Below are 24,609 nucleotides of genomic sequence, written 5' to 3' on the forward strand. Positions count from 1 at the left end.
AAGTTTGCACGGCGGGCAAGGGGCACAGAAAAGCACCGGACAAGCAGGCCTTCGCCTACCTGTCCGGTGCCTCTCTTGCTCTTTGCGGTTATGCCTCGGGCTGCGGTTCAGCCGGAGACATCTTCTGCTCGCCGCCGGAGGTGTAGGAACCATTGGTTCCCGTGCTGCCGGCAGCGGAAGAACCCGTGCTCGCGGTGGACCCGGCGGAGCCGGATCCGGTGCTGCCGGAAGAGCCGGATCCGCTGCTGGAACCGGTGACCTTGGAGGCGGCATCCTTGGCGACGCCCGTAACCTTGTCCTGCAGGCCCGGCGCCTTTTCCTTCGCCCAATCGGTGCCGTGGGAAACGGTTTCCTGCACCTTCGGGTCATTCCAAAGCTGCATCAGCTTTTCGCGGCCGCCCTTGGAGCCAACCAGGTAACCAACACCCGCGCCCGCCAGAAATACAAACTTCTTTACCATGGTCTTCCTCTTCTCCTGCCCTCACGGGGCCTTGATAAGTTCCGTCCACTGCACCCTACCGTTCAAAACGGCAGGTTCAACAGTCAGCTTACTATTTGGATCCTAGTCAAGCAGACGGGACCGGATAAGGAAGCGTTTGCCCTCAGGTGCTTCCACGGAAAACCCACTTCCCCGTCCGGAGACAACATCCACGGTCAGATGGGTGTGCTTCCAGTACTCAAACTGTTCACGCGACATCCAGAACTCCAATTCCTCGCCCGCCAGGTCGAAAACCCCCAGAAGGACATCGGCATCTGAAGTGAGAAACTCCCCCTTCGGAAAGCACATGGGTGAGGACCCGTCACAGCAGCCTCCGGATTGGTGAAACATCAGCGCACCGTGGATGGGCCGTAGCTGCAGCAGCAGGGCCTGTGCCTGCGGCGTCAGCGCCACCCGGGAGAAAGTCTCCCCGGGCAGTGCGGCAGCCGCATCCAGCGGGGAAGCAAGCGAAGAATCCATCAGTATCCAATCACCACACGGCCATCGACGCGGCCTTCTCGGAGTTCAGTCATCACGTCATTAATCTCTTCCAGGCTGCGGATGCTGATGTTGGGGTGGATCAGTCCGCGGTCGTAGAAGTCGATTGCCTCCGCCAGGTCCTGGCGGGTACCCACGATCGACCCCCGGATGGTGAGGCCCTTAAGCACAGTGTCAAAGATCGGGGCCGGGAAGTCCCCCGGCGGCAACCCGACAAACACAATCGTTCCCCCGCGCCGGGCCATGCCGATGGCCTGTCCAAAGGCTGTCGGATGCACCGCGGTGACAAGTACTGCGTGCGCACCGCCGATCTTTTCCTGGATAACCTCTGCCGGGTCCTCGTTGCGCGCATTGACCACAACCTCGGCTCCGTACCTCGTGGCCAGCTCCAGCTTGTCATCTGCGATATCCACGGCGGCGACGCGCAGTCCCATGGCAATGGCATATTGCACTGCCACGTGTCCCAGCCCGCCTATGCCGGAGATGACGACCCACTGACCGGGCCGTGCCTCGCTGACTTTCAGTCCTTTGTAGACCGTGACGCCTGCGCAGAGGACGGGAGCAATTTCCTGCGGATCGGCCCCTTCAGGAATGCGCGCCGCAAAACGCGCATCCACCAGCATGTACTGGCCGAAGGAGCCGTCCACGGAGTAACCACTGTTCTTCTGCTGCTCACACAGGGTTTCCCAGCCGGTCCGGCAGTACTCGCATACACCGCAGGCGTAGGCGAGCCAGGCATTGCCCACCATGTCGCCCGGGTGCAGGTCGGTGACCCCTTCACCGACCTGCACCACCTCACCTACCCCCTCATGGCCGGGGATGAACGGCGGAGTCGGCTTCACGGGCCAGTCACCGTCTGCGGCATGCAGATCTGTATGGCATACACCCGATGCCACCAGCTTGACGAGCGCCTGGCCCGGACCTGGTTCAAGCACCGCCATTTCCTCGATGGAGAGGCCTTCACCGAGTTGGTTCACTACTGCTGCCTGCATGCTGGCCATGGGGTCCTCGTTCCATCAGCGGTCTAGGGAAGTTCCAGTGGAAAGTGAGTGACACCCAAGCCTAGGCAGGTCCGGGGACCGCTTAGAAGAACCCCTGCTTGTTTTCGGCGTAGCTGACCAGCAGGTTCTTGGTCTGCTGGTAGTGGTCCAGCATCATGGCATGGTTCTCGCGGCCGATGCCGGAGGACTTGTAGCCGCCGAAAGCGGAATGGGCGGGATAGGCGTGGTAATTGTTCACCCATACCCGGCCGGCCTGGATGTCGCGTCCGGCCCGGTAGGCGGTGTTGCCGTCCCGGGACCATACACCGGCACCAAGGCCGTACAAGGTGTCGTTGGCGATGGCCATGGCCTCCCCGTAATCGGAGAACCGGGTCACGGAAACCACCGGACCGAAGATTTCCTCCTGGAAGATGCGCATGTTGTTGGTGCCCTCGAAGACGGTGGGCTGGACGTAGAAGCCCCCGGCAAGGTCGCCGTCGAAGTGGGCGCGCTCGCCTCCGGCGAGGACCCGTGCGCCCTCCTGCTTGCCGATATCCAGGTAGGAGAGGATCTTCTCCAACTGGTCGTTGGACGCCTGTGCACCCACCATGGTGTTGGTATCGAGGGGATTGCCCTGAATCATCTGTGCCGTGCGGGCCAGTGCGTCCGCCATGAAGGAGTCATACATGGAGTCCTGGACCAGTGCGCGGGACGGGCAGGTGCAGACCTCGCCCTGGTTCAGGGCGAACATGTTGAAGCCTTCGAGTGCCTTGTCGTAGAACGAGTCATCGGCGGCGGCGACGTCGGCGAAGAAGATGTTCGGGCTCTTGCCGCCCAGTTCGAGGGTGACCGGAATCAGGTTCTGGCTGGCGTACTGCATGATAAGCCGGCCCGTAGTGGTCTCACCGGTGAAGGCGATCTTCCGGATCCGGTTCGAGGATGCCAGGGGTTTGCCCGCCTCCACACCGAAGCCGTTCACCACGTTCAGCACGCCTGCCGGCAGCAGGTCCGCGATGAGTTCCATCAGGACCAGGATCGACGTCGGCGTCTGCTCAGCGGGCTTCAGCACAATGGCGTTGCCTGCGGCGAGCGCCGGAGCGAGTTTCCAGACGGCCATGAGGATGGGGAAGTTCCACGGAATGATCTGTCCCACAACTCCCAGCGGCTCGTGGAAGTGGTACGAGGTGGTGTTGTCATCGATCTGGGAGATACCGCCCTCCTGGGCGCGGATAGCGCCGGCAAAGTAGCGGAAGTGGTCAATGGCCAGCGGCAGGTCCGCGGCCAGGACTTCCCGGATCGGTTTGCCGTTGTCCCAGGTTTCGGCGACGGCCAGCATTTCGAGATTGGCTTCGATCCGGTCCGCGATGCGGGTCAGGACCAGTGCCCGTTCGGCTACCGCCGTCTTGCCCCAGGCACCCGCTGCCTTGTGGGCGGCGTCCAGCGCGAGATCGATGTCGGCAGATGTACCGCGGGCCACTTCGCAGAATGCCCGGCCGTTAATCGGCGAAATGTTCTCGAAGTACTCCCCCTTGACCGGCGCCACCCATTCCCCGCCGATCCAGTTGTCGTAGCGCGGTTTGAAGGTGACTTTTGATCCTTCGGTGCCTGGTTGTGCGTAAACGGTCATTTTGCGCTCCTTGTGCGTTCGACGTCGGTGTCGGTTGCGGACATCCCCGAGGCTACGGAGCGCAACGTTGCAAGCAGGTTGCAACTCCTCCTGGCTGTCCGCAGCCTTCACCACTGGCAGACTGCCGCCGCACCGCCGTACCGTGTCGTGGGACAACGTCTCAGGCACCCTCAACCCAGGACGGCATATGGCCATTCGTTCCGGTAGCGATCCCCTTCCACCCAACCGCTTTGTCCGTTACCGCTGGTGGGTCCTGCTGGCCATCAGTCTCGGCGTGGCCATGATCATCATGGACGCCACTATCGTTTCCGTATCCATCCCCTCGATCGTTGCGGACCTGGGCATCTCCAGCACCGAGATCCAATGGGTCCAGGAAATCTATACCCTGCTCTTCGCGGCCCTGCTTCTTACGTGGGGCCGGCTCGCGGACCGGTTGGGCCGACGGCGGGTGATGCTGACCGGCGTCGTAATCTTCGTGGCCGCCAGCCTGCTTTGCGCGGCCGCGTCCTCCGGAGGCGTCCTCATCCTCGGGCGGGCCGTTCAGGGCTTCGGCGGGTCGATGATCCTGCCCACCACCCTGGCCCTGCTCAACGCGAACTTCCAGGGACGCGAACGCGGTATCGCCTTCGCTGTGTGGGTTCGACGAGCGGCGGGATGGCCGCCGTCGGCCCGTTGCTGGGCGGGTGGTTGACGGAGCATGCCAGCTGGCGATGGGCCTTCGGGATCAATGTCCCCGTTGGCGTGGTGATTGTCGCCGGCCTGCTGCTGTTCGTGGCCGAGTCACGGGAGGAAATCACGTCTGCTGCGCAGCGGCTGGACCTGGGCGGGGCACTCCTATCCATCGTGGGCTTTGGTGCCCTGGTTTTCGGGCTGATCGAAGGCCGCAGCTTCGGCTGGTGGGCCCCCGCAGAGGGTGCCCTGTTCCAGGTGGGGCCCCTCTCCCCCGTTCCCCTGTCCTTCCTTCTCGCCGCCGTGGCACTGTTCTGCTTCGTACTGCTGGAACGGTCGCGGACTGCCGCAGGCAAGGGCGTCATCCTGGACCTTTCGCTGTTTCGGATTCCGTCCTTCGCCAACGGCAACGTCACGGCGCTGATCGTCAGTTTCGGCGAATTCGGCCTGATCCTTTCCCTGCCCCTCTGGTTCCAGAATGTGCTCGGCTACAGCGCTTTCGAGGCCGGCCTCGCCCTGCTTCCGCTGGCGCTGGGCTCCTTCCTTGCCAGCGGCGCGGTAACGGCCCTGGCCAAGGTTTTCCGTCCGGTTGTGGTGGTGCGGATAGGCCTGGGCCTGGAAATCCTTTCCATTGCCTCGCTGGCACTGTTGATCAGGCCGGACAGCAACGCGTGGCTGACGTCGCCGATCCTGCTCGTTTACGGAATGGGTGTGGGACTGGCCACGGCGCAGTTGACTTCGGTGATCCTCGCCGACGTTCCGGTAGCCAAGAGCGGACAGGGGTCAGCTACCCAGAGCACCGCACGACAGACCGGTTCAGCGCTCGGCATCGCCGTTCTGGGTACCGCATTCTTCACGACGCTGCGCACCGGGACCGAAGACCGAGTGGCGGAAACGGCGGCAAACGCTCCGCAGCTGGGCAGCCTGGTGGATTCCGTCAATGCAACCTCGGGAGGGAGCATCCAGCAGTTGGCGGCCGATCCGCAGACTGCCTTCATTGCCGACGCGGCCAGGGAGGCAATGACCGACGGCGCGTCACTGGCAAGCTGGATAGCGGCGGCGGCCCTGCTGGTCGGTTTGCTCAGCAGCCTGCGGATTCGGCCGGCCGCGGGTCCCGGGGACGGCAAGGCGCCTTCCGGCAGCACGAAACGATCCGGGTCCGGTCCGTCGTCGCCGACGTCGTCGACGCAGGAGAGATAACTCCGGAAGCTGCCTAGGCCAGGTCGCGTTCGATCCGTTCCAAGGCCGCGACGACGGCGGCCCTGCGGGGCGAGCGCGGCGGAAGCACGCGCAGGGCAAGCTGCCAGGCCTCGGCGTCGTGCTCTGCCTCCGGCAGGTGCAGGTACTGGAGCAGGGTGTCGGCACCGGCGTCGGACAGCATCGCCTGGCGCAGAACGGCGGAGACCTCGGTCCGCAGCCGGATGAGGGCGGGGGCTTCCGAGCGCGGCAGCACCGGTCCGCCGTACCTCCGCAGGGCCAGCCGGTAGGCGCCGTGTTCCAGGAAGCGCAGGACCTGTGCGGCGTCCACTTCCAGCGGGCGGGCCAGCCGGTATGGGCGGGAGCGCGGGACCAGCGGCTCGGTTCCAGCTGCCACTGCTTCCATGAGATTGCGCAGCCGCAGCATCTCGGCCCGCACGGTACCTGCCTGGCCGCCGTCGGGGTAGGCAAGTGAAGCCAGCTCCTCCGCCGTCAGCCCGCCCGGATGCAGCGCCAGCACCGCCAGCAGTTCGCCGTGGCGGGAACTGAGTTCCACCGACCTGCCGCCGATCCGGAGGACGGCCCGGTCCCGGCCAAGCAGCTCCAGGCTTTCCGTGAAGTCGCTGGCGGGCGGTGAGGCCGGCCGGCGGGTGCGACGGCGCAGCGGAGCTCCGGAGGCAGCGAATGATCCGTTACGGGTATCCCGTCGGGCCTGCAGGCGCTGGACCTGCAGCCGGGCCTCGGCGGCAGCGACAGCTGCCCGGACCAGGGCGAGCGTATGCGGAGCGACGGCTTCGGGGCCTCCGGTGACGTCCACAACGCCCAGCACGGAACCGGTATCCGGGTCATGGACCGGTACGGCGGTGCAGCTCCAGGAGTGAACAAGCCGGCTGAAATGCTCCGGTCCGGCAATCTGCACGTCTGACCCTGTGGCGAGGGCAGTTCCGGGGGCACTGGTGCCGACCGTTCGTTCTGACCAATCCGCGCCGGGAAGAAACAGCATGCCTTCCGCACGGCGGCGCAGGACGGCATCTCCGTCGACCCAGAGCAAGCGGCCCAGTTCATCTCCTACGGCCACCAATAACCCGGAGTCCTCTCCGGGCTCCACGAGCAGGCGGCGGATTACCGGCATCACGGCAGCGAGCGGGTGCGCGGCACGATAACGGTCCAGGGCGGCGTCGTCGAACACCAGCTCCGGACGCGAAACATCCGGGTCCGAGTGGTGCTGCAGGGAACGCTGCCAGGACTCCCGGATGGAAGGCCTAAGCCGTTCCAGCCACCCGCTGCCGGCACCGAGCGCCTCGTGGGCCCTGACGGCGTTGTGAAGCAGCGCCTCCGCCGGGACCCGCGGCAGGACACCGGACTGCCCGTTCTGGGCCAAACCTTCATTTCGCGCCGCAATGCGCACGGCCCCCGCCTATCCACGCTGATATGCGGACAACGTCTTCGAATTGGACGTTGTCCGCTTAGGGAACACACCTTGCTGGATATGCTCCCATGCGCGGACCGGCGGAGGCCAGAGGAACTGCGGGTTGCTGCTTACGGCTACTCGCCGCGGGAGATGCGGGTCATTTCCTCGCGGTCGACCACCTTGACACGTTCACGGACGAGTTCGCCGGTCAGCGGGTCGGGGTGGATGTAGGAGGCGCCCAGGCTGCGCTCATAGGCATCCAGCTTCAGCCAGCCCTCCCAGGTGGTGTACTTGACGCCGCGTTCTTCAAGCAGCTCAATGATCGACGACGGGTCCGGGTGCGTGGCGGCCGGCAGGTTCAGCCGGTCCTCCAGCAGGAAGCCGATGGTCTCCAGCGCGTCGCCCTTGGTGTGGCCGATCAGGCCGACCGGGCCGCGCTTGATCCAACCGGTGGTGTAGATACCCGGCACCGGAGCGCCGTCTTCGTTGATGACGCGGCCGCCCTCGTTGGGGATCACGCCGCGCTGCTCGTCGTAGCCCACCTCGGGCAGCTCGGAGCCGAAGTATCCGATGGCCCGGTAAACAGCCTGGACCGGGTAATCGACAATCTCACCGGTGCCGCGGACGTTTCCGGTGCCGTCCAGTTCGGTTCGCTCGAACTTCATGCCGGCGACCTTGCCCGGATCCGCGGGGTCCTCATAGATCTCCACGGGGCTGTGCAGGAAGTGCAGGTGCAGGCGGCGGGAAGCTCCGGTGTCCTGTTCCTCCACCAGCCAGTTGGTGAGGGTGTTGACCATGGTCTTGGTCTGGTTGTTGGTGCGGATCTGCTCGTCGGAGCCTTCGTCGAATTCGAAGTCCTCGGGGTACAGGACAATGTCGACGTCGCGGGAATGGGAGAGTTCACGCAGTTCCAGCGGCGTGAACTTCACTTGTGCCGGTCCGCGGCGGCCAAAGATGTGCACATCGGTGACCGGGGACTTCTTCAGGCCCTCGTAGACGTTGGTCGGAATCTCCGTGGTGAGCAGGTCATCTGCGTGCTTGGAGAGGATGCGGGCGACGTCGAGGGCAACGTTGCCGTTGCCGATCACCGCAACTTCCTTTGCGTCCAGCGGCCATTCGCGCGGAACGTCAGGATGCCCGTCATACCAGGACACGAATTCCGCACCGCCGAAGGAGCCTTCCAGATCGACGCCGGGCACGTTCAGCGGGGCGTCCTTGATGGCGCCCGTGGCAAAGATGATGGCGTCATAGAAGTGGCGGAAGTCTGCCAGCGTCAGGTCGCGGCCGTAATTGACGTTGCCGAGGAAGCGGATGTCACCGCGGTCCAGCACCTTGTGCAGGGCGTTGACGATTCCCTTGATCCGGGGGTGGTCAGGGGCCACGCCGTAACGGATGAGCCCGTAGGGCGCGGGGTACTGGTCGAAGAGGTCAATGCTGACCTCGAAGTCCCGATCGGCTTTGGTAAGGATGTCGGCGGCGTAAACACCGGCGGGGCCTGCGCCGATAATGGCGACCCTCAAAGGACGCTGGGCGCTGTCCGCGGCAGGGTTAGTCACTGATAGTCCTTCTTCTCTTCAGAGCTTCTGGGTGCGCAATTAACACACAGTTATTTATTCTAAATGCCGGGTTCGCCACCGTCTAAACGGCTCGGAAAACCGCGTTCGTGACACCCTGGGGAATACGGACCGGCCCATGGGTGTTGAGCACTGCGTGCCTTTCTCAAAGCCTGTCCCCGCCCTGCACGCCGTCCGTACTGCTACGCCCGGCGAGGGCGTCGGCTCGTCCCCCGGTTCGTCTACCGGTGCGTCTACCGGTACGCCGGGGGCGCCGGGGGCGGCAGAGGTGTCCGCTGCGCCGTCGTCGTCCGGGCCTGCGTCGTCCGGGCCTGCGGGACGCGAGAACCTTCCCGGCATCCTCTTCGGAATTGGTGCGTACGGGCTCTGGGGCCTGCTTCCGCTCTACTTCATGGTCCTCAAACCGGCCGGTGCGGTGGAAATCGTTGCCAACCGCGTTGTCTGGTCACTGGTGTTCTGCGCCATCCTGCTCACCGTCATGCGGGCCTGGAAGCCGATGCTTGCCGCGGGTCGGACCCCCCGCACAGTAGGAACCCTGGCGGGCGCTGCCCTGCTGATCGCTGTGAACTGGCTGACGTACTCCTGGGCCGTGCTGAACGAACACGCAGTGGAAGCAGCGTTGGGCTACTTCATTAATCCGATCGTGTCGGTCCTGCTCGGTGTGCTGGTGCTCAAGGAGAAACTGCGTCCGCTCCAATGGGCGGCCATGGCAGTGGGCTTCATTGCCGTTCTGGTCTTGGCGTTCGCGTACGGAAACGTGCCGTGGGTGGCTCTGGCTCTGGCCTTCAGCTTCGGGTTCTACGGCTTGGTCAAAAAGGGCATCGGCTCCCGTGTTGACGCAGTTTCCAGCCTGACGATTGAAACGGCCGTCCTCACGCCTATTGCAATCGGTGTGATGATCTGGCTTTCCATGACCGGTGCGGCCACGCTGACTACAAACGGTGCGGGGCATCTCTGGCTCCTGGTCGCCTCCGGCATCATCACTGCTGTGCCGCTGATCTTCTTCGGAGCGGCTGCACGACGGCTGCCGCTGTCCACGGTGGGGCTGCTGCAATATCTGGCGCCTACCCTGCAGTTCATCCTGGCCCTGACTGTGTTCAAGGAAGCGATGCCGCCCGAGCGCTGGGCGGGCTTCGGCCTCGTCTGGCTCGCGCTGGTGATGCTGACCGTCGATATGATCGGCGGCCCCCGCCGCAACCGTCGGCTGCGCGCTGCGGCTGTGTAGGGGCTAGTTGTGCTGAGACAGAGCTTGGCCAGCGAGTAGGGGCGGGCAGCGGGGTTTACGGGCGGTCGCGGGGTTTACGGGCGGTCGGCGGGGTTCAGGGCCGGGCGGCGGGGCCGGCGGGGCCGGGGGCGGGGTTCAGGCCCGGCGGGCCGGCGGCGGGGTTCAGGCCCGGCGGGCCGGCGGCGGGGTTCAGGCCCGGCGGCGGGGTTCAGGGCCGGCGGCGGGGTTCAGGGCCGGGCGCGTGTTCGGGCGCGCAGCCGGGCCAGACAGGGCCGGGCTGGTTAGGGTCGCTCGTAGGGTGGGCCGGCCCGGGAGAGCTTGCCCAAGGCCGGGCGGGCTTGGCCAGCACCGGTCGGGTCGACTTGTCCTCCCCTGCTTCGCTCTAGGCCCTGGGTGTTGATAATTGTCCCCAATCCGGAGCCTCACCGGACCACGAGTCGCTTTGCTGCGGCAGCCTTGTTTCATGGCTTCGGAACCTTTGAGCGAGTTGCAGCAACCGGCGGATTTCTCCGTCGCGACAATCGGCGCGAGCCTGATTCAACGTGCCGAAGCACTCCTTGGGGAAGTCCATGAACTCCGTGACGACGCGGCTGAGGGGTGGGGGCTTCTAGGCTTTCAAGATGCCGTGGATTTGGCCGCGGCGATTGAAGGTATTTCACGCATTACGGACTACCTGAAGCTGATCGCTGCCGCGGCCATCGATCGGCAGAGGACCGCCCAGACACGTGGAGAGGACGGCCTGCGGGAGTTCCGAAGTACTGCAGATTTCATGCGGGCCCGCCTTCGGATCTCACGGACAGAAGCGCGCCGCAGGCTGGCACTCGGTTCAGTTGTCCTCCCCGCAACCACGATCACAGGTGAGACTCGCCCACCCGCGTATCCGCGGTTAGCTGGGGCTTGCGCTGATGCTGCCCTCGCTGCAACTGATGCAGATGTGATCGCACATGCGTTGGAAGAAGCACTTCCTCGGATGGAACCACAGGCTCTCGACGCCATGGAAAAGCAGCTCACGGATATCGGCTCCCATCAGGACCATGATTTTCTCGTCCGTACGGCGAAGCACTGGACCGCCCTGCTGGACCAGGACCGGCCACCTACCGAAGAAGAGCTCGTCCGATTCCAAGGGATCTTCCCGGGACGACGCCGAAACGGATTGAACCATCTCCACATTTACTGCACCGATGAACAGCACGAGGCACTCACAACCCTGATAAACAGCGCCTCCAACCCGCGGGTGAACGGCCAGGACGGGGCCAACCGCGGCGCCCCGGAACCAGAAAGCAGGACAGAACCCGGCTGCGCGACCCCACCCGGCGCGGCCCAACCAGACGCTGCCCCATCCGGCGCTGCCCCACCCTGCGCTGCCCCATCCGGGGCTGCCCCATCCAGCACTGCCCAACAAGACGACATCCAGCCCGAGCCCCACATTCCTGTCGCGGGAGCTTCTACACCTGCAGCAGCGGGACAGGGTTCACCTGCGCACTCCGAAATTCTTGACCGGCTGCCCAGACCAACCCGCCCGCAACTGCTGTTGGAGGGACTGCTCGCCGCTGTCCGTACTGCTCTGGCGTCCGGAGGCCTGCCCGCTTCCGGGGGTATGCGCCCTCAGGTTATGGTCACTATCAGTCATGACGCACTCCTGCTGGGGCTGTCACACCCAACGGGCGGGTCGGGCGCGAGGAATCGCAGGATCCGCCGGGCTCGACCAGCCGGACAAGATGCCGCCAATGGGCCGGATAACAGGAACACCGAAATGCCGCATTCTCCGTCGCCTGGCATCGCTGCCTTCTCCGGACCAATCGACACCCGAACTGTCCGGCGGATAGCCTGCGACGCGGACCTGATTCCGGTAGTCCTGGGATCCAAGGGACAGGTACTGGACCTGGGCCGGGCCGCCCGGCTTTTCCCTCCCCACCTGCGTAAGGCCCTCCACGCCCGCGACCGGGGCTGCGCTTTCCCCGGATGTACAGTTCCGGGACCTTGGACCGAAGCGCACCACGTCACTTTCTGGGAACGGGGTGGAGACACCAGCATCGGGAACGGCGTGTTGCTGTGCTCCTTCCACCACCACTTGATCCATCAGGGCAACTGGCAGGTATCGATGCGCGCAGGCATCCCATGGTTCCTGCCGCCTGCTTACATAGATCCCGAGCGCAGACCGCTGCGGAACACCTACTTCCACCCTGGGTTCCTGGCCTCCGGCGGGATCCCAAACGGAACCTGACGCGTCCCGCGATGTCCTTCCGTGACGGTGTCAGCTCCGGGCGCGGACCGCGGTTTCCAACACGTCAAGTGCATCAAGCAACAGCTCGTCCCCGATGGTCAGCGGCGGCAGCAGCCGGATGACGTTCCCGTAGGTTCCGCAGGTCAGCACAATGACACCCTCCTGCAGGCACGCCGCCGCGATAGCCTTGGCCGCCTCGGCGTCGGGCGTCTTAGACCCGGGGCGAACGAATTCCATGGCGAGCATGGCTCCGCGTCCACGGACATCGCCAACGACGCCGCCCTCGACCACCAGTGCCTCCAGCCGGGGGAGGACGAGCTCCTCGATGTGCCGTGCCCGCTCGGCCAGGTCCTGCGAAACCATGGTGTCCATCGCCGCCAGAGCAGCTGCACAAGCGACCGGGTTACCGCCGTAAGTGCCGCCCAGACCGCCGGGGTGGACAGCATCGAGCAATTCCGCGCGTCCCGTCACCGCGGAGAGCGGCAACCCTCCGGCAATCCCCTTTGCCATGGTGATCAGGTCAGGAACCACACCCTCGTGCTGCACCGCAAACCATTCACCCGTACGGCAGAAACCTGACTGTACCTCGTCGGCAATGAAGACCACGCCGTTGGCCTGTGCCCACTCCGCGAGCCGCGGCAGGAAGCCCTCCGCAGGAACAATGAATCCTCCCTCGCCCTGAATCGGTTCAATGAGGATGGCGGCAAGCTGGTCCGCACCGATCTGCTTCTCGATCGCCAGGATGGCCCGGTCCGCAGCCTCCGCGCCGGTAAGGTTCGGGTTCTCTTCACGGAACGGATAGCTCATGGGCATCCGGTAAATTTCCGGGGCAAAGGGGCCGAAACCGGTCTTGTACGGCATGGCCTTCGCGGTGAGCCCCATGGTGAGGTTGGTCCGGCCGTGATAGGCGTGGTCGAAAGCCACTACTGCGTCGCGCCCGGTAGCCGAGCGGGCAATCTTCACGGCGTTCTCCACCGCCTCGGCGCCGGAGTTGAACAGCACGGTCCGTTTTTCGAAATCTCCCGGAGTCACCGCAGCAAGACGTTCGGCAACCGCCACATACCCCTCGTAGGGCGTCACCATGAAACACGTGTGCGTGAAGTGCTCCACCTGATCCTGCACGGCGGCGACAACGGCTGGATCAGAGGCACCGACGCTGGTCACGGCGATACCCGAGCCCAGATCAGTGAAGGCATTGCCGTCTACGTCCACAATGATGCCGCCATCGGCGTCAGCGGCATACACGGGAACGCTCGAGGCAACGCCTTTCGCAACCACTGCAGCACGCCGGGCCTGAAGTGCTGCAGACTTCGGACCCGGGAAAGTGCCGGTAATCCGGCGTCGCTGTTCGATGCGGTAACTCGGGGTGGTGACGGAGATGCTCATGGGTTTGCCTTTCGGAAGTACTGCCGGGGAACAGGGATCGGATGCCGGGCTAGGCGTCCAGCGCGGTCATCACATGCTTGATGCGGGTGTAGTCCTCCACGCCGTACATGGAGAGGTCCTTGCCGTAGCCGGAGCTCTTGAAACCTCCGTGCGGCATCTCGGCAGTGAGCATAATGTGCGTGTTGATCCAGACCGCTCCGAAATCCAGGTCCCGTGACAGGCGCATGGCGCGGCCGTGGTTCGTGGTCCAGACGCTGGAGGCAAGGGCGTATTCAACATCGTTGGCCATTTCCACGGCCTGCTCCTCGGTGTCGAACTTCTGCACAGTGATGACCGGGCCGAAGGTTTCCTTCTGCACCACGTCGTCGTCCTGGCGGGCACCGGTAATAACGGTGGGTTCGAAGAAGAAGCCCTTAGAGCCTGCTCTCCGCCCACCGGTCTCCACACGGCAATGCGCGGGCAGCGCTTCGATCACGGCGTTCACCGCGTTGAAGTGGTTGATGTTGTTCAGCGGACCGAAATAGTTTTCCTCGTCGTTGTCGCTGCCGGTCTTCAGCTCCTTGGCCGCAGCCACCAGCTTGTCCACCAGCGCGTCGTGGACTGAATCCTCCACCAGAACGCGGGTGATGGCGGTGCAATCCTGACCGGCATTAAAGAATGCGAATTCGGCAACAGCTGTGGCGGTCCGGTCCAGGTCTGCGTCTGCAAATACGACTGCGGGGGCTTTGCCGCCGAGTTCCAGGTGGGCCCGTTTGAGAGTCTTTGCCGCTCCGGAGGCCACGGCGATGCCCGCCCGCACTGATCCGGTGATGGAAACCAGGCCGGGCACGGGGTGTTCAACCATCAGCTCACCGGTGGCACCGGTGCCAAGGACAACATTGAACACGCCGGCAGGGAAAATGTCTGCCGCAAGGCGGGCCAGGACCAAGGTGGATTCGGGGGTGGTGTCGGAGGGCTTGAGCACCACGGTGTTTCCCGCGGCAAGCGCAGGACCGATCTTCCAGACCGCCATCAGCAGCGGGTAGTTCCACGGAGCCACTTGGGCAACGACGCCGATCGGCTCGCGACGGATGAAGGAGGTAAACCCTTCCATATACTCGCCGGCGGATTTGCCCTCCAACAGTCTGGCAGCGCCGGCAAAGAAGCGGAGTTGATCCGCCCCGACAGCCACTTCTTCTGCGGCAATCAGTGTACGGACCTGACCCGTATTGCGGTGCTGGGCTTCCACCAATTCGTCGGAATGGGCCTCAAAGGCATCCGCCAGACGAAGCAGCATTCGCTGGCGTTCGCTGGGAGTGGTCCGCTTCCACGTGCGGAACGCTGCCGCGGCGGCGTCCATGGCCGCGTCGACGTCGGCCTGCACGGATACGGGCGACACGGCCACCACTTCGCCGTTCGTGGGATTCACGACATCGAGCACATCGGTTCCGCGGGACGGGACAAACTCACCGTTGATGAAGTTCTGCAGTGTCTCAGCCATGCCGGACGTCCTTTCGGGGCGGGCGGGTGCGTATTCGGTTAGCTCAAACCTACTGTGAAGCGCAGGTCACACATACGGTCGCCTGCACAGCCTCGCCCGATGATGGCAGTGCAATCGCCTAAAGCCAGCGGCCCTATAGTGGTGCAATGTCGATCACACTTTCAGACCTGCTGGCGGCAGGCGGGTTGAACCTGACGCGCCACGGGTCGGCGCCCCTGTCTCCACGGCCTATCCAGTGGGTCGCGGTGACCGAACTCGAGGATCCCTCTCCGTTCCTCGGCGGCGGAGAGGTGGTGCTGACTACGGGCCTGCGGCACCGCAGCGGCGCGGCCCAGCAACGCTTTGTGCAAAGCGTGGAGCGAGCTGGAGTGATAGGAATCGGTTTCGGCACCGGACTCAGCCATGGCTCGGTGCCGGCTTCCCTGCTCGCCGAGGCGGACCGCCTGGGCGTGCCCGTCTTCGAGGTCCCCTACGGCACGCCGTTTATGGCTCTGGGGAAGCTGGTTGCTGATTCACTTTCCGCCCAGCATGTCGCCCAGCTGCACCAATTGCTTTCCGGTCATCAGGTACTGGCAGAGGCACTGCTCAGCGGCAAGGGCCTGCCACGGCTGCTGGCAGAACTCTCCCGGCTGGTAGAGGCGGACGTTGCCCTCTTTCAATACGGTGCACCGGTCTTCGCTACCTCCGACACGGATGCCTCCTGGCGGCGGATTCCCGTCCCCACGGGAATGCGGGACCGCTGCACACTGGCCATTGCCGAACCGTCGGTACAGCCGGACATCATTGCCTATGCGCAAAGCCTGATCGGCGTGGAGCTGAGCAACCAGGCCGCCAGACGGGCAAGCAGCAGGGCGGTCGCCGGCCAGCTCCTGGGAGACGTGGTGGATGGCCGGCTCGCAGGTCCGGACGCAGCTGTGAGGTTGCAGGCAGCGGGCATCGACTCGGGTCTGCGGCAAGCCATACTCCTGGTGGAAGTAGCATCCGGCCAGATCCGCACCCTGCCTACGCTGCCGTTGCCGGCCGCATTCATTGACGTGCCCACGGCCATCCATGAAAACCTGCTGGCCGTGGTTGTTCCGGCTGCCGACGCGAACGTGCTGGCCGCTGAGTTGAGCGCGTATCTCTTTGGCGCCGGACTGACGGCGAAGGTGGGGATCGGTGGGTCGTACACCGAAGCAGCAGGGCTGCGCTGGAGTTACTACGAGGCACGGGAGGCACTGCGCAACGGTGCAGCAGTGAACGAACCGGACCGATTGAATCTCACGTCCCTGCTGATGGCCAGCCGCGATGTTCCGCTCTCGGATCTGGCAGCCGAAGCCCTGGATCCTCTGATCGCCTTCGACAAGAAGCACGGCGCGCAGCTGATCCCCACCCTGGACACCTACCTGCTCCTGAACGGGTCGGTGGCCGCCGTCGCCGCAGATCTGGGCCTGCACCGCAACACTGTCCGGTACCGGCTTGCACAGATTGCCGAGCTGACCGGATACGACCCCGCTGTGACCGCAGACCGGGTACACCTGTACCTTGCGCTGAACGTCCGCCGTTTGGGCAGTTAACCTTTAGGAATGACTACCACCGCGCAGGCCAGGACCGTCCGCTGGCAGGGACAGGACGATCCGGAGCGCACGGACACAGCAGTGGTGTCTTTCCGGGAACGGGAACTAGCCGCAGCCGGCACCTCTGTCACCGCCGAATACCGCGCATCATGGACGCTCTCCACCATCCCGGGCTGGGTCACCCGGCGGCTGACGGTGGAGGTGACAGGGAAGGGCTGGTCCCGGACCCTGGAGCTCGAACGCAGCACCGAGGGCCGATGGAGCGTGGAGACAACCACGTCCGGGCTCACGGACCTGCCCGCCCCCGGAATCGCCGACCCGCGCAGCCTCGACGAAGCCCAGGACTGTGACCTTGCGCTGTGTCCGCTCACCAACACCATGCCGATCCTGCGGCTGGACCTGCTGAACGAATCCGCTCCCCCGGATGAGACCCAACTGACGATGGCGTGGGTGGAAATGCCCAGCCTTCGGGTCCTGCCCAGCAGACAGGTGTATTCACAGGTGCGCGCCTATTCTCCGGACCCGGGCCACGCCGTCGTCCTCTACAGCTCGCCCAACCGCGGGTTCACCGCCGAAATCACCGTCGACGCGGACGGCACCGTCATCGACTACCCCGGACTGGCCGCGCGTCTGCCCTGAGGTCCAGGCCCTCACGTCCAGATACCGGGCACCGGACTCCGGACTTCGGGCTCCGCAAAGGCTCCCCCGCGTCCGGACCCACTCCGTGTCCCGGCTAGGATTGGAATACATCCACTCAACGCACGCTTGGAGACCACATGAGTGAAATTTTCCTGGATCGATTCCGCGCCTTGGTCCCCAAGTACCTTGAGGACAACTGGCGGGAAGAGGACGGCATCCCCGAACGGGAGCTCGACTCGATGCTTGCCGCCCACGATTTCAACATCCCGCTGGTACTGCGTGAGTTCTACCTCGCCCTCGGCGGATGCGAAGACCTGATGGAGGCCTTCCACTTCTTCTGGGATCCGGACGAGCTGGAGATCGAAGACGGCTACCTGCTGTTCCTCGAAGATGAGGACGAGAAGTTCGTCTGGGGCATCCGTGCGGACCAGCTGGACGTTCCCGATCCCATCGTGTGGCGCCGCAATAACGCGCGCGGTGACTGGCAGAGCGAAGAGGGCACCCTTAGCGAGTATGTCCTGGACATGTTCGAGTGGGTCTTTGAAGAGGATGAAGACGAGGACTGAGCCGTCTATGAAGGACGTTTTTCCCGAAACAACTTGGAAAAGCCACGCACCTGACGGGTACCAGTGTCCGTTCTGCGACATGGCCTCGGGCGAGTTCCGGAATCCCGGAAACCTGTGCGAGCCCGGAGACCTGATTTACTCCGACGAGCTGGTGCTGGCGTTCATAGCTTCACACGGGTTTGATCCTGAGCCCGGCCACGTCCTCGTCACGCCGCGCCAGCACTACGAACTGCTCTATGAGCTGCCCGACGACGTCGCGGCGCGGATCATGCTCGTGACCCGGGATATGGCGGTGGCCATCAAGAAGGCCTGGCATCCCGACGGCGTCACCACAAGGCAGCACAACGAGCCCGCCGGGAGCCAGCACGTGTGGCACTACCACCAGCATGTGCTCCCTCGCTGGACGGACGACGGGCTCTACTTCACGCCCAAGCGGCCCATCGTGCCGCCCGCTGTGCGTGCCCGCAAGGCCGCCGAGCTGCGCGCGGTCCTATAGCCGCAGTTCCAGCAGGAAACTGCGGCGGCCGAGGAATCCCGTGACATGCAGTCCCGGCAGCGGAAGTTACACCTCGCGGTTGACCACGGCGCGCGCAAAAGCGGCCAGGGCTTCCTTCACTACGGACTCAGGCAGCGGTGCGAGGGCAGCTACGGCGTCTTCGGACCAGCTGCGTGCAACTTCCCAGGACTGATCCGTGACCGGGCTGCTGCGCAGGGCAGCCACGGCTTCGGCCAGCGCCTCGTCGGAGCTCAGGTCCCTTTCCACCAGTTCGAGCACGGCTGCGGCTTCGGCATCCCCGTCGGCCGCGGCACGCCGAAGCAGCAGCACGGGCAAGGTGGGAACGCCTTCGCGCAGGTCAGTGCCCGGCGTCTTCCCGGACTTCGCCTGCTTGCCGGTGACGTCAATGACGTCGTCGGCCAACTGGAAGGCGATGCCTACCTTCTCGCCGTATTCGACCATGATGTCGATGGTTTCCTGGCCCGCGCCGGAGAACAAGGCACCGAACTGGCCGGAGGCGGCAATCAGTGAACCGGTCTTGTCCGCGATCACGGACAGGTAGTGTTCGAGCGGATCCTGGCCTTCGGCAGGGCCAACCGTTTCGTGCAGCTGACCCAGGCACAACCGCTCGAATGTGTGTGCCTGGATAGCCAGCGCAGGGCCACCCAGGGCGGAGACCAGGCTGGAAGCCCGCGCAAAGATGAGGTCGCCGGTGAGCACGGCCACCGAGTTGCCCCAGAGTTCATGTGCTGTCGGGGCTCCGCGGCGGTACGGCGCCTCGTCCATCACGTCGTCGTGATAGAGCGTGGCAAGGTGCGTCAGCTCGACGACCACGGCCGACTGGATAACCTTTTCCGGCGCATCTTCGGCACCGAGATGGGAAGCCAGGAGGGTCAGGAGCGGACGGATCCGCTTGCCGCCGGCCTCCACAAGGTGCCGGGAGGTGACATCGGCGAAGGGATCGGAGTTGGCTACCGCTTCGCGCAGCCGCAGTTCCACCTGCTCCAGGGATGCGGCCATGGACGGGCCAAGCCTCGGGTCCTCAGCCAGCAGGGCGAAGCCCGGCGGCAGTGCGGAAGTGCCTGGCACGGTTTCCGGGCTGGTGTTGGTGGATTCAGTCACTGTTCAAGACTCACTATTTGTCGGAACGGGTGGACAACAGGCATAGAAGTCACGGGTGCTGCGCAGGCTGCCGGGGAGTTATCGGCGTTCCTTGGTTGCTTGCCGGCGGGACCAGCATTTCCAGTAAGGCAATCACTCTATCCTCTATGCCCTTGGAACTGCTGTCCGTCAGGTTAGCGAGCATACGCACCACGAAACGCATAAGCACGGGAATCGGCATTCCTGTGCGCAGCGCCAGTTTCATGACTGCGGGGCGGCCGATCATGGCAGCGAAGATGCGGCCGAGCGTGAAGTGGCTGCCCCATTCTTCCCGCACGTGGTCGGCATAGGCGCGCAGTTCGACGTCGAACGCGGCCTGCGATGTGAGCAGGCCCGGTGCAAGTGCGGCCCCGGAGCCCTCGATGATGTGTTCGGCCGCAAACCGCGCCGATTCCATGGCGTAGGAAATACCTTCGCCGTTGAACGGGCTGACCATGCCGCCGGCATCGCCGAGCAGCAGCAGCCCCGGCGAGTAGTGCGGGGTGCGGTTGAAGCCCATGGGCAGGGCTGCCCCGCGGATCTCGCCCACCTGGTTTTCCGGCGTGAAGCCCCACTCTGCGGGCATGCCGGCGGTCCAGTCGCGCAGGACCTTGCGGTAATCCAGCTTGCCGAATTCCTTGGAGGAGTTCAGGATGCCGAGGCCAACATTGGACGTTCCGTCTCCCACTCCGAAGACCCAGCCGTAGCCGGGCAGCGGATTGCCGGAGGCATCCGGAAGCTCCAGCCAGCCTTCCATCCAGTCGTCATTGGTGCGCGGGCTTTCGAAGTAGGTACGTACGGCTACGCCCATGGGACGGTCGTCGCGTTTTTCGATGCCCACGCTCAGGGCGGTGCGGCTTGAGTTCCCGTCGGCAGCCAGGACGACGTCGGCGAAGAACTCCCGCCGTTCGCCGGTGCGCCTCCCGTTTTCATCCAGAACGTTGGCGACTGCGCCTTCCACACGTCCGTCGTCGCCGCGGATGGCAGAGACCACTGTGTGCCGCTCAAGGATCTTCGCTCCGGCAGCCTGCGCGTGGCAGGCAAGTGCCTCGTCGAAACCGAGACGGGTCCGGATCAGGCCGTAATCGGGGAAATCCGACAGCGCTGGCCATGGCAGTTCCAGCGTTCTACCGCCGGCAATCAGGCGTAGCCCCTTATTCCGGCGCCACCCTTCGGCTTCTTCGTGCGGCAGGCCCAGGAACTGGATTTCGCGCACGGCGCGGGGGGTCAGGCCGTCGCCGCAGACCTTTTCCCGTGGGAATGCGGTCTTTTCGAGAACTGTTACATCCACCCCTGCAGAGGCGAGGTAGTACGCGGCTGTGGAACCGGCGGGGCCGGCACCGACGATAAGGACCTTCACTTGTCCGGATGCCCTCCGGGCTTGACGGCGCGGTGCACAGCCACAATGCCGCCGGTGAGGTTGCGGTAGGCAACGTCCTGCCAGCCGGTTTCGGCAATCCACGCTGCCAGGCCGTCCTGGTTCGGCCACGCCCGGATGGACTCGGCGAGGTAGACGTACGCATCCGGATTGGAGGCGACCTTGCGGGCAATCGAAGGAAGTGCACGCATCAGGTATTCGGTGTACATGGTGCGCCACACCGGAACCACCGGCGAAGAGAATTCCGCAATGACAAGGCGGCCGCCGGGCTTGGTCACCCGGAGCATTTCCGCCAGCGCCTTTTTCGGCTCGTTGACGTTGCGCAGGCCGAAGGAAATGGTGGAGGCGTCGAAGGAGTTGTCCTCGAACGGCAGGTTAGTCGCATCGCCGGCGACGAAGTCGATATCGGGGCGGCGGCGCTTGCCTACCTTGAGCATGCCGAGGGAGAAGTCGCAGGCAACGACGTCGATGCCGGCGTCTGCGTAGGGCTCGCTCGAGGTGCCGGTGCCGGCGGCGAGGTCCAGGACCCGCTGTCCGGGCACGGCGCCGACGGCGTCCACCACAATGCGCCGCCAGCGGCGTGTCTGTCCGAGGGACAGCACGTCGTTTACGACGTCGTATTTAGGTGCCACGTCATCAAACATGGCAGCAACTTCATCCGGGCGTTTTTCCAACGATGCGCGGTTCACTCTGTCATTGTCTCAAACAATGGGAGGGCCGCCGAACCGGCCGTCGGGTTGTCTGGTTCCTCTCAGCCGGCGGCCCCGATATCGGGCGTGTACCGGCGGCGGAGTAGTGTGGAACCACTATGACCACCCTGCGTTCTGTGACCGTGCCTGTAGGTGAGCTTTCCGCCGCCATCGGCCTTCTGGAGTATTTGGTTCTTGACGAGCAACTGTGCTGGATCCGGCGCCAGGAGGGGCTGGTGGGCTTTGGGGAAGCGGCCCGCTTCACCTCCAGCGGCCCCGAGCGCTTCGCCCGGGCACAGGAATGGTGGCGGTCCCTCCTTGCGGACGCCGACGTCGAGGACCCTCTTTCCGCTCCCGGCACCGGCATCGTCGCCTTTGGTTCCTTCGCCTTCTCCAAGCGCTCCCCCTTTGAATCCCGTCTGGTGGTTCCGGAAATCATCGTTGGGCTGCGCGACGGCGCCGGCTGGGTGACGTACACAACCACGGATCCCGACGCGGAACTCAACGAGGAGACCGCGAAGGCCGCACTGGCCCGCTACCTGGAGGACCTTCCGGTCTACCGGGAAAGCGATCCGGCAGACCGGGTCCTGCCGGGCATGCTGAGTGAGTCAGAGTGGAAAAACGCCGTGGCACGGTCGGTTGCCCATGTAGCAGCCGGCGATTTGAGCAAGATTGTCCTGGCCCGCGATATTGCCGTGGAGTTGGGCAACCCCCTCGTGGCGTCACAGGTGCTGCGCGAACTGGCCGTGCGTTACCGTGACTGCTGGACATACTCCGTGGACGGATTGATCGGGTCCACCCCTGAGATGCTGATCAAGGTCGAAAACGGTACCGCCGAGGCGCGCGTACTGGCGGGAACACTGGACCGCGCCACTGCTCCTGCCGACGATCCCCACTACGCCAAGCGGGTGCTGGCCGGTTCCGCCAAGCAGCAGCACGAGCATCAGATTGCCATCGATTCCCTCACCCGGTCCCTTGAACCTTTCACCTCTTCGATGACTTCCCACACGGAGCCGTTTGTCCTTGAACTGCCCAATGTCTGGCATCTGGCCTCAGACGTCACCGCCGAGCTCGCGCCGGATGAGAGCGGACTGATCCCCACGCCCCTGACCCTGGTGGAAGCACTGCATCCCACCGCCGCTGTCTGCGGCTTCCCCACCAGCGTTGCCGGCGAACTTATTAGTGAGCTTGAGCACATGGACCGCGGCCCCTACTCCGGACCGGTCGGCTGGATGGACGCTGCCGGAAACGGTGAATGGGGTATCGCCCTGCGCGGCGCCGTGATCGAAAGCCCCACGAAAGTACGGCTTTATGCAGGCTGTGGAATTGTGGCCGGCTCCAATCCTGCGGCGGAACTAGAGGAAACCTGGAGCAAGTTCCGTCCAATGCTTGAGGCCCTCGGCCTGGACCGGCCCCGCGCCGTTCCGGTGCGTAACCCCGATTTCGCATCCTCATCTTCGGGATCCTGAAGCCTCACGGCACCTCCGTCGGAGACCAACTGCATAGGCGATTGGTTTTTTGCATAAATTTACAGTGGGTAGAATAGAAACTCGGATCGCGCCGTCATGGCCGCTTCCGCCCTATGCCGCTCTGGAGACGGTTTGGTTTCCGCCTGCGGCCTCTTCTGTTCCTGCCGACCAAAGGTTCTGAATCGCAATGCCGCACAAAGCCCGCACCACTCTTGCTGCCCTCCTTGCTGTCGGAGCGTTGTCCCTGACCGCCTGCGGCGGCGGAGACGACTCCGCGGAGTCCGGTTTCACGACCGTCAACGAGGGCACACTCACTGTGTGCTCCAACGTTCCTTTCAAACCGTTTGAATACGTGGTGGACGGCGAGTTCACCGGCTTCGATATCGAGCTCACCCGTGAAATTGCCAAAGGCATGGGTCTCGAGCATGAGGTGCAGAACGTTGGATTCGACGGCCTGCAGAGCGGAACCGTACTGGCTGCCCGCCAGTGCGATGTGATTGCCGCGGCCATGTCCATCACGGATGAGCGGGCCGAAAAACTGGCTTTTTCGGACCCGTACTATGACTCGCCGCAGACCCTCCTGGTTCCTGCCGACTCCTCAGTTGCCTCCCTGGCAGACCTCAAGGGCAAGAAGGTAGGGGTCCAGCAGGGCACCACCGGTGAGAGCTATGCACGGGAAAACGCGGCCGACGCAGAGATTATGTCCTTCCAGACCGACGCGGAGCTGTTCCAGGGACTGCAGGCCGGAAACATTGATGCGGTCCTCCAGGACCACGCGGTGAACCAGGACCACACCGAGGACGGCAAGTTCCGGATTTCAGCCAGCTTCGAGACGGGTGAATCCTACGGCCTCGCCATGAAGAAGGAAGGCAGCGAGGAGCTGGTTTCGAAGGTAAATGAACAGCTTGCTGATCTGCGGGAGAATGGGAAGTACCAGGAGCTCCATGACCGGTTCTTCACGAAGTAGCCGCACAGGGAATCGGGTGCCGCAGTACGGCACGCCACGGGGCTTCTGTTTTGCTGCCGACAGTGGCGGACACGTTACCGAAATATGGACTACGTACGCTCTAGACTGCATCCCAATACCCAGCTACGGGTGAGACCGCTCATACCGTCCGACGTAAGGTTGTAAACCAATGCCGTACAAAGCCCGCACCGCCGCCTTCACCTTTCTGGCCATCGGCGCCCTTTCGCTGACCGCCTGCGGTGGTGACGACGCCGGAGCCTCCGACGACGCTGCCAACGGATACAACCTGGTATCCGAAGGCACGCTGACGGTCTGCTCGGACATTCCCTACGTTCCGTTCGAGTACGAAGAGAACGGCGAATACACAGGTTTCGACATGGACCTGGTCAAGGAGATCGCGACCGGTCTTGATCTTGAACTCGCAGTCCAGGACGCCGGGTTCGAGGGAATTGCCAGCGGCACCGTGCTCGCGGCGGGACAGTGCGACCTTGAGGCCAGCGCAATCACCATCACCCCGGAACGTGAAGAGGCCATGGGCTTCGCCGATCCGTACTATGACTCGCTGCAGTCACTGCTGGTCCCCGTCGACTCGGACATCAAGAGCATCGAGGACCTGGAGGGCAAGAAGCTCGGTGTCCAGGGAAACACCACCGGTGAGTCCTACGCCCGCGAGAATGCTGCCGGAGCGGAAATCGTGGCTTTCCCGAGCGATGCCGAACTTTTCCCTGCCATCCAGTCCGGTAACGTCGATGCTGTGCTCCAGGACCTGCCGGTGAACATTGGACACACGGAGGATGGTGAATTCACCATCGCCGAAGAGTATGAGACGGATGAGTCCTACGGCTTCGCCATGAAGAAGGACAACACCGAGCTCATCTCCGCCGTTAATGAGCAGCTCGCTGAGCTGCGGGACAACGGCAAATACCAGGAGATTTACGACAAGTACTTCACCGAATAACG

At 64.2% G+C, this 24,609-nt stretch carries 22 protein-coding genes; 11 read left to right on the forward strand and 11 right to left on the reverse strand.

Annotation, left to right across the window (positions count from 1 at the left end; translation table 11 throughout):
* Positions 1-88: 88 nt before the first annotated feature.
* The 4 genes from N2K98_RS13870 to exaC form a co-directional block, all read right to left on the reverse strand.
* Complete coding sequence (locus tag N2K98_RS13870; RefSeq protein ID WP_255796925.1) at positions 89-460, reverse strand: hypothetical protein; 372 nt, start codon at positions 458-460, stop codon at positions 89-91.
* A 102-nt stretch (positions 461-562) separates the two neighbouring features.
* A complete protein-coding gene (locus N2K98_RS13875; protein WP_255796924.1) occupies positions 563-958 on the reverse strand; it encodes a DUF779 domain-containing protein in 396 nt (131 codons plus the stop codon).
* Positions 958-1,968, reverse strand: a complete 1,011-nt coding sequence (adhP, locus tag N2K98_RS13880) for an alcohol dehydrogenase AdhP (protein ID WP_255865024.1) — start codon at positions 1,966-1,968, stop codon at positions 958-960. Before adhP ends, N2K98_RS13875 begins: the two co-directional genes overlap by 1 nt.
* A gap of 91 nt (positions 1,969-2,059) precedes the next feature.
* A complete protein-coding gene (gene exaC, locus N2K98_RS13885) occupies positions 2,060-3,583 on the reverse strand; it encodes an acetaldehyde dehydrogenase ExaC (protein WP_255864971.1) in 1,524 nt (507 codons plus the stop codon).
* Between the two features lie 187 nt (positions 3,584-3,770).
* On the opposite strand from exaC, the gene N2K98_RS17240 reads away from it, so the two are divergent.
* Together N2K98_RS17240 and N2K98_RS13890 are read left to right on the forward strand one after the other, a co-directional pair.
* A complete protein-coding gene (locus N2K98_RS17240) occupies positions 3,771-4,274 on the forward strand; it encodes an MFS transporter (protein ID WP_308219814.1) in 504 nt (167 codons plus the stop codon).
* Complete coding sequence (locus N2K98_RS13890; RefSeq protein ID WP_308219813.1) at positions 4,217-5,452, forward strand: MFS transporter; 1,236 nt, start codon at positions 4,217-4,219, stop codon at positions 5,450-5,452. The genes N2K98_RS17240 and N2K98_RS13890 overlap by 58 nt, the downstream gene beginning before the upstream one ends.
* A 13-nt stretch (positions 5,453-5,465) precedes the next feature.
* On the opposite strand, the gene N2K98_RS13895 is transcribed toward N2K98_RS13890, so the two are convergent.
* Both N2K98_RS13895 and N2K98_RS13900 read right to left on the reverse strand, forming a co-directional pair.
* Complete coding sequence (locus tag N2K98_RS13895) at positions 5,466-6,830, reverse strand: GAF domain-containing protein (RefSeq protein ID WP_255864970.1); 1,365 nt, start codon at positions 6,828-6,830, stop codon at positions 5,466-5,468.
* A gap of 164 nt (positions 6,831-6,994) precedes the next feature.
* Positions 6,995-8,416 (reverse strand): FAD-dependent oxidoreductase, encoded by a 1,422-nt coding sequence (locus N2K98_RS13900; RefSeq protein WP_255796920.1) that lies wholly within the window; start codon positions 8,414-8,416, stop codon positions 6,995-6,997.
* 136 nt (positions 8,417-8,552) lie between these two features.
* Here N2K98_RS13900 and rarD point away from each other — a divergent pair, with 136 nt between their 5' ends.
* Both rarD and N2K98_RS13910 read left to right on the forward strand, forming a co-directional pair.
* Positions 8,553-9,659: an EamA family transporter RarD gene (gene rarD / locus N2K98_RS13905; RefSeq protein ID WP_260553704.1), complete on the forward strand. Its 1,107-nt coding sequence runs from the start codon at positions 8,553-8,555 to the stop codon at positions 9,657-9,659.
* Positions 9,660-10,122: 463 nt separating this feature from the next.
* Positions 10,123-11,883, forward strand: a complete 1,761-nt coding sequence (locus N2K98_RS13910) for an HNH endonuclease signature motif containing protein (RefSeq protein WP_255865022.1) — start codon at positions 10,123-10,125, stop codon at positions 11,881-11,883.
* Positions 11,884-11,913: 30 nt separating this feature from the next.
* Here the strand turns inward: N2K98_RS13910 and gabT are convergent, their stop codons facing one another.
* Positions 11,914-13,269, reverse strand: a complete 1,356-nt coding sequence (gabT, locus tag N2K98_RS13915) for a 4-aminobutyrate--2-oxoglutarate transaminase (RefSeq protein ID WP_255864969.1) — start codon at positions 13,267-13,269, stop codon at positions 11,914-11,916.
* A gap of 49 nt (positions 13,270-13,318) precedes the next feature.
* Positions 13,319-14,749, reverse strand: coding sequence for a gamma-aminobutyraldehyde dehydrogenase (locus N2K98_RS13920; protein ID WP_255864968.1), 1,431 nt, complete (start codon positions 14,747-14,749; stop codon positions 13,319-13,321).
* A gap of 146 nt (positions 14,750-14,895) precedes the next feature.
* Here N2K98_RS13920 and N2K98_RS13925 point away from each other — a divergent pair, with 146 nt between their 5' ends.
* From N2K98_RS13925 to N2K98_RS13940, 4 genes are all read left to right on the forward strand, one after another.
* Positions 14,896-16,305 carry a PucR family transcriptional regulator gene (locus tag N2K98_RS13925; RefSeq protein WP_255864967.1) on the forward strand — a complete coding sequence of 470 codons (1,410 nt, stop codon included), beginning with the start codon at positions 14,896-14,898 and terminating at the stop codon, positions 16,303-16,305.
* Positions 16,306-16,314: 9 nt separating this feature from the next.
* Positions 16,315-16,944: a putative glycolipid-binding domain-containing protein gene (locus N2K98_RS13930; RefSeq protein WP_255864965.1), complete on the forward strand. Its 630-nt coding sequence runs from the start codon at positions 16,315-16,317 to the stop codon at positions 16,942-16,944.
* A 137-nt stretch (positions 16,945-17,081) separates the two neighbouring features.
* Positions 17,082-17,510: a hypothetical protein gene (locus tag N2K98_RS13935; RefSeq protein ID WP_229950166.1), complete on the forward strand. Its 429-nt coding sequence runs from the start codon at positions 17,082-17,084 to the stop codon at positions 17,508-17,510.
* Positions 17,511-17,517: 7 nt separating this feature from the next.
* On the forward strand, positions 17,518-18,006 hold the full coding sequence (locus tag N2K98_RS13940; protein ID WP_255796913.1) for an HIT family protein: 489 nt from the start codon (positions 17,518-17,520) through the stop codon (positions 18,004-18,006).
* 66 nt (positions 18,007-18,072) lie between these two features.
* Here the strand turns inward: N2K98_RS13940 and N2K98_RS13945 are convergent, their stop codons facing one another.
* Genes N2K98_RS13945 through N2K98_RS13955 form a run of 3 tightly spaced genes read right to left on the reverse strand, consistent with a single transcriptional unit; the run spans position 18,073 to position 21,213 of the window.
* Positions 18,073-19,128 (reverse strand): polyprenyl synthetase family protein, encoded by a 1,056-nt coding sequence (locus N2K98_RS13945; RefSeq protein WP_255796912.1) that lies wholly within the window; start codon positions 19,126-19,128, stop codon positions 18,073-18,075.
* 49 nt (positions 19,129-19,177) lie between these two features.
* Positions 19,178-20,506, reverse strand: a complete 1,329-nt coding sequence (locus N2K98_RS13950) for a geranylgeranyl reductase family protein (protein ID WP_255864964.1) — start codon at positions 20,504-20,506, stop codon at positions 19,178-19,180.
* Positions 20,503-21,213 carry a demethylmenaquinone methyltransferase gene (locus tag N2K98_RS13955; RefSeq protein ID WP_255796910.1) on the reverse strand — a complete coding sequence of 237 codons (711 nt, stop codon included), beginning with the start codon at positions 21,211-21,213 and terminating at the stop codon, positions 20,503-20,505. The genes N2K98_RS13950 and N2K98_RS13955 overlap by 4 nt, the downstream gene beginning before the upstream one ends.
* A gap of 119 nt (positions 21,214-21,332) precedes the next feature.
* Here N2K98_RS13955 and N2K98_RS13960 point away from each other — a divergent pair, with 119 nt between their 5' ends.
* The 3 genes from N2K98_RS13960 (at position 21,333) to N2K98_RS13970 (ending at position 24,607) form a co-directional block, all read left to right on the forward strand.
* On the forward strand, positions 21,333-22,682 hold the full coding sequence (locus N2K98_RS13960; RefSeq protein ID WP_255864963.1) for an isochorismate synthase: 1,350 nt from the start codon (positions 21,333-21,335) through the stop codon (positions 22,680-22,682).
* A 187-nt stretch (positions 22,683-22,869) separates the two neighbouring features.
* A complete protein-coding gene (locus N2K98_RS13965; protein ID WP_255864962.1) occupies positions 22,870-23,649 on the forward strand; it encodes a basic amino acid ABC transporter substrate-binding protein in 780 nt (259 codons plus the stop codon).
* A gap of 169 nt (positions 23,650-23,818) precedes the next feature.
* Positions 23,819-24,607, forward strand: coding sequence for a basic amino acid ABC transporter substrate-binding protein (locus N2K98_RS13970; protein ID WP_255796907.1), 789 nt, complete (start codon positions 23,819-23,821; stop codon positions 24,605-24,607).
* Positions 24,608-24,609 lie beyond the last annotated feature (2 nt).

It is taken from the genome of Arthrobacter jinronghuae, from assembly GCF_025244825.1.
Classification (GTDB): Bacteria; Actinomycetota; Actinomycetes; order Actinomycetales; family Micrococcaceae; genus Arthrobacter_B; species Arthrobacter_B jinronghuae.

Excerpts from the sequence above, each read along its gene's own strand:
- exaC (WP_255864971.1), bottom strand. The coding sequence starts at position 3,583 with ATGACCGTTTACGCACAACCAGGCACCGAAGGATCAAAAGTCACCTTC.
- N2K98_RS13935 (WP_229950166.1), top strand. The coding sequence starts at position 17,082 with ATGAGTGAAATTTTCCTGGATCGATTCCGCGCCTTGGTCCCCAAGTAC.
- rarD (WP_260553704.1), top strand. The coding sequence starts at position 8,553 with ATGGGTGTTGAGCACTGCGTGCCTTTCTCAAAGCCTGTCCCCGCCCTG.
- N2K98_RS13920 (WP_255864968.1), bottom strand. The coding sequence starts at position 14,749 with ATGGCTGAGACACTGCAGAACTTCATCAACGGTGAGTTTGTCCCGTCC.
- N2K98_RS13870 (WP_255796925.1), bottom strand. The coding sequence starts at position 460 with ATGGTAAAGAAGTTTGTATTTCTGGCGGGCGCGGGTGTTGGTTACCTG.
- gabT (WP_255864969.1), bottom strand. The coding sequence starts at position 13,269 with ATGAGCATCTCCGTCACCACCCCGAGTTACCGCATCGAACAGCGACGC.
- N2K98_RS13970 (WP_255796907.1), top strand. The coding sequence starts at position 23,819 with ATGCCGTACAAAGCCCGCACCGCCGCCTTCACCTTTCTGGCCATCGGC.
- N2K98_RS13960 (WP_255864963.1), top strand. The coding sequence starts at position 21,333 with ATGACCACCCTGCGTTCTGTGACCGTGCCTGTAGGTGAGCTTTCCGCC.
- adhP (WP_255865024.1), bottom strand. The coding sequence starts at position 1,968 with ATGCAGGCAGCAGTAGTGAACCAACTCGGTGAAGGCCTCTCCATCGAG.
- N2K98_RS13965 (WP_255864962.1), top strand. The coding sequence starts at position 22,870 with ATGCCGCACAAAGCCCGCACCACTCTTGCTGCCCTCCTTGCTGTCGGA.
- N2K98_RS13940 (WP_255796913.1), top strand. The coding sequence starts at position 17,518 with ATGAAGGACGTTTTTCCCGAAACAACTTGGAAAAGCCACGCACCTGAC.
- N2K98_RS17240 (WP_308219814.1), top strand. The coding sequence starts at position 3,771 with ATGGCCATTCGTTCCGGTAGCGATCCCCTTCCACCCAACCGCTTTGTC.
- N2K98_RS13875 (WP_255796924.1), bottom strand. The coding sequence starts at position 958 with ATGGATTCTTCGCTTGCTTCCCCGCTGGATGCGGCTGCCGCACTGCCC.
- N2K98_RS13910 (WP_255865022.1), top strand. The coding sequence starts at position 10,123 with ATGGCTTCGGAACCTTTGAGCGAGTTGCAGCAACCGGCGGATTTCTCC.
- N2K98_RS13925 (WP_255864967.1), top strand. The coding sequence starts at position 14,896 with ATGTCGATCACACTTTCAGACCTGCTGGCGGCAGGCGGGTTGAACCTG.
- N2K98_RS13930 (WP_255864965.1), top strand. The coding sequence starts at position 16,315 with ATGACTACCACCGCGCAGGCCAGGACCGTCCGCTGGCAGGGACAGGAC.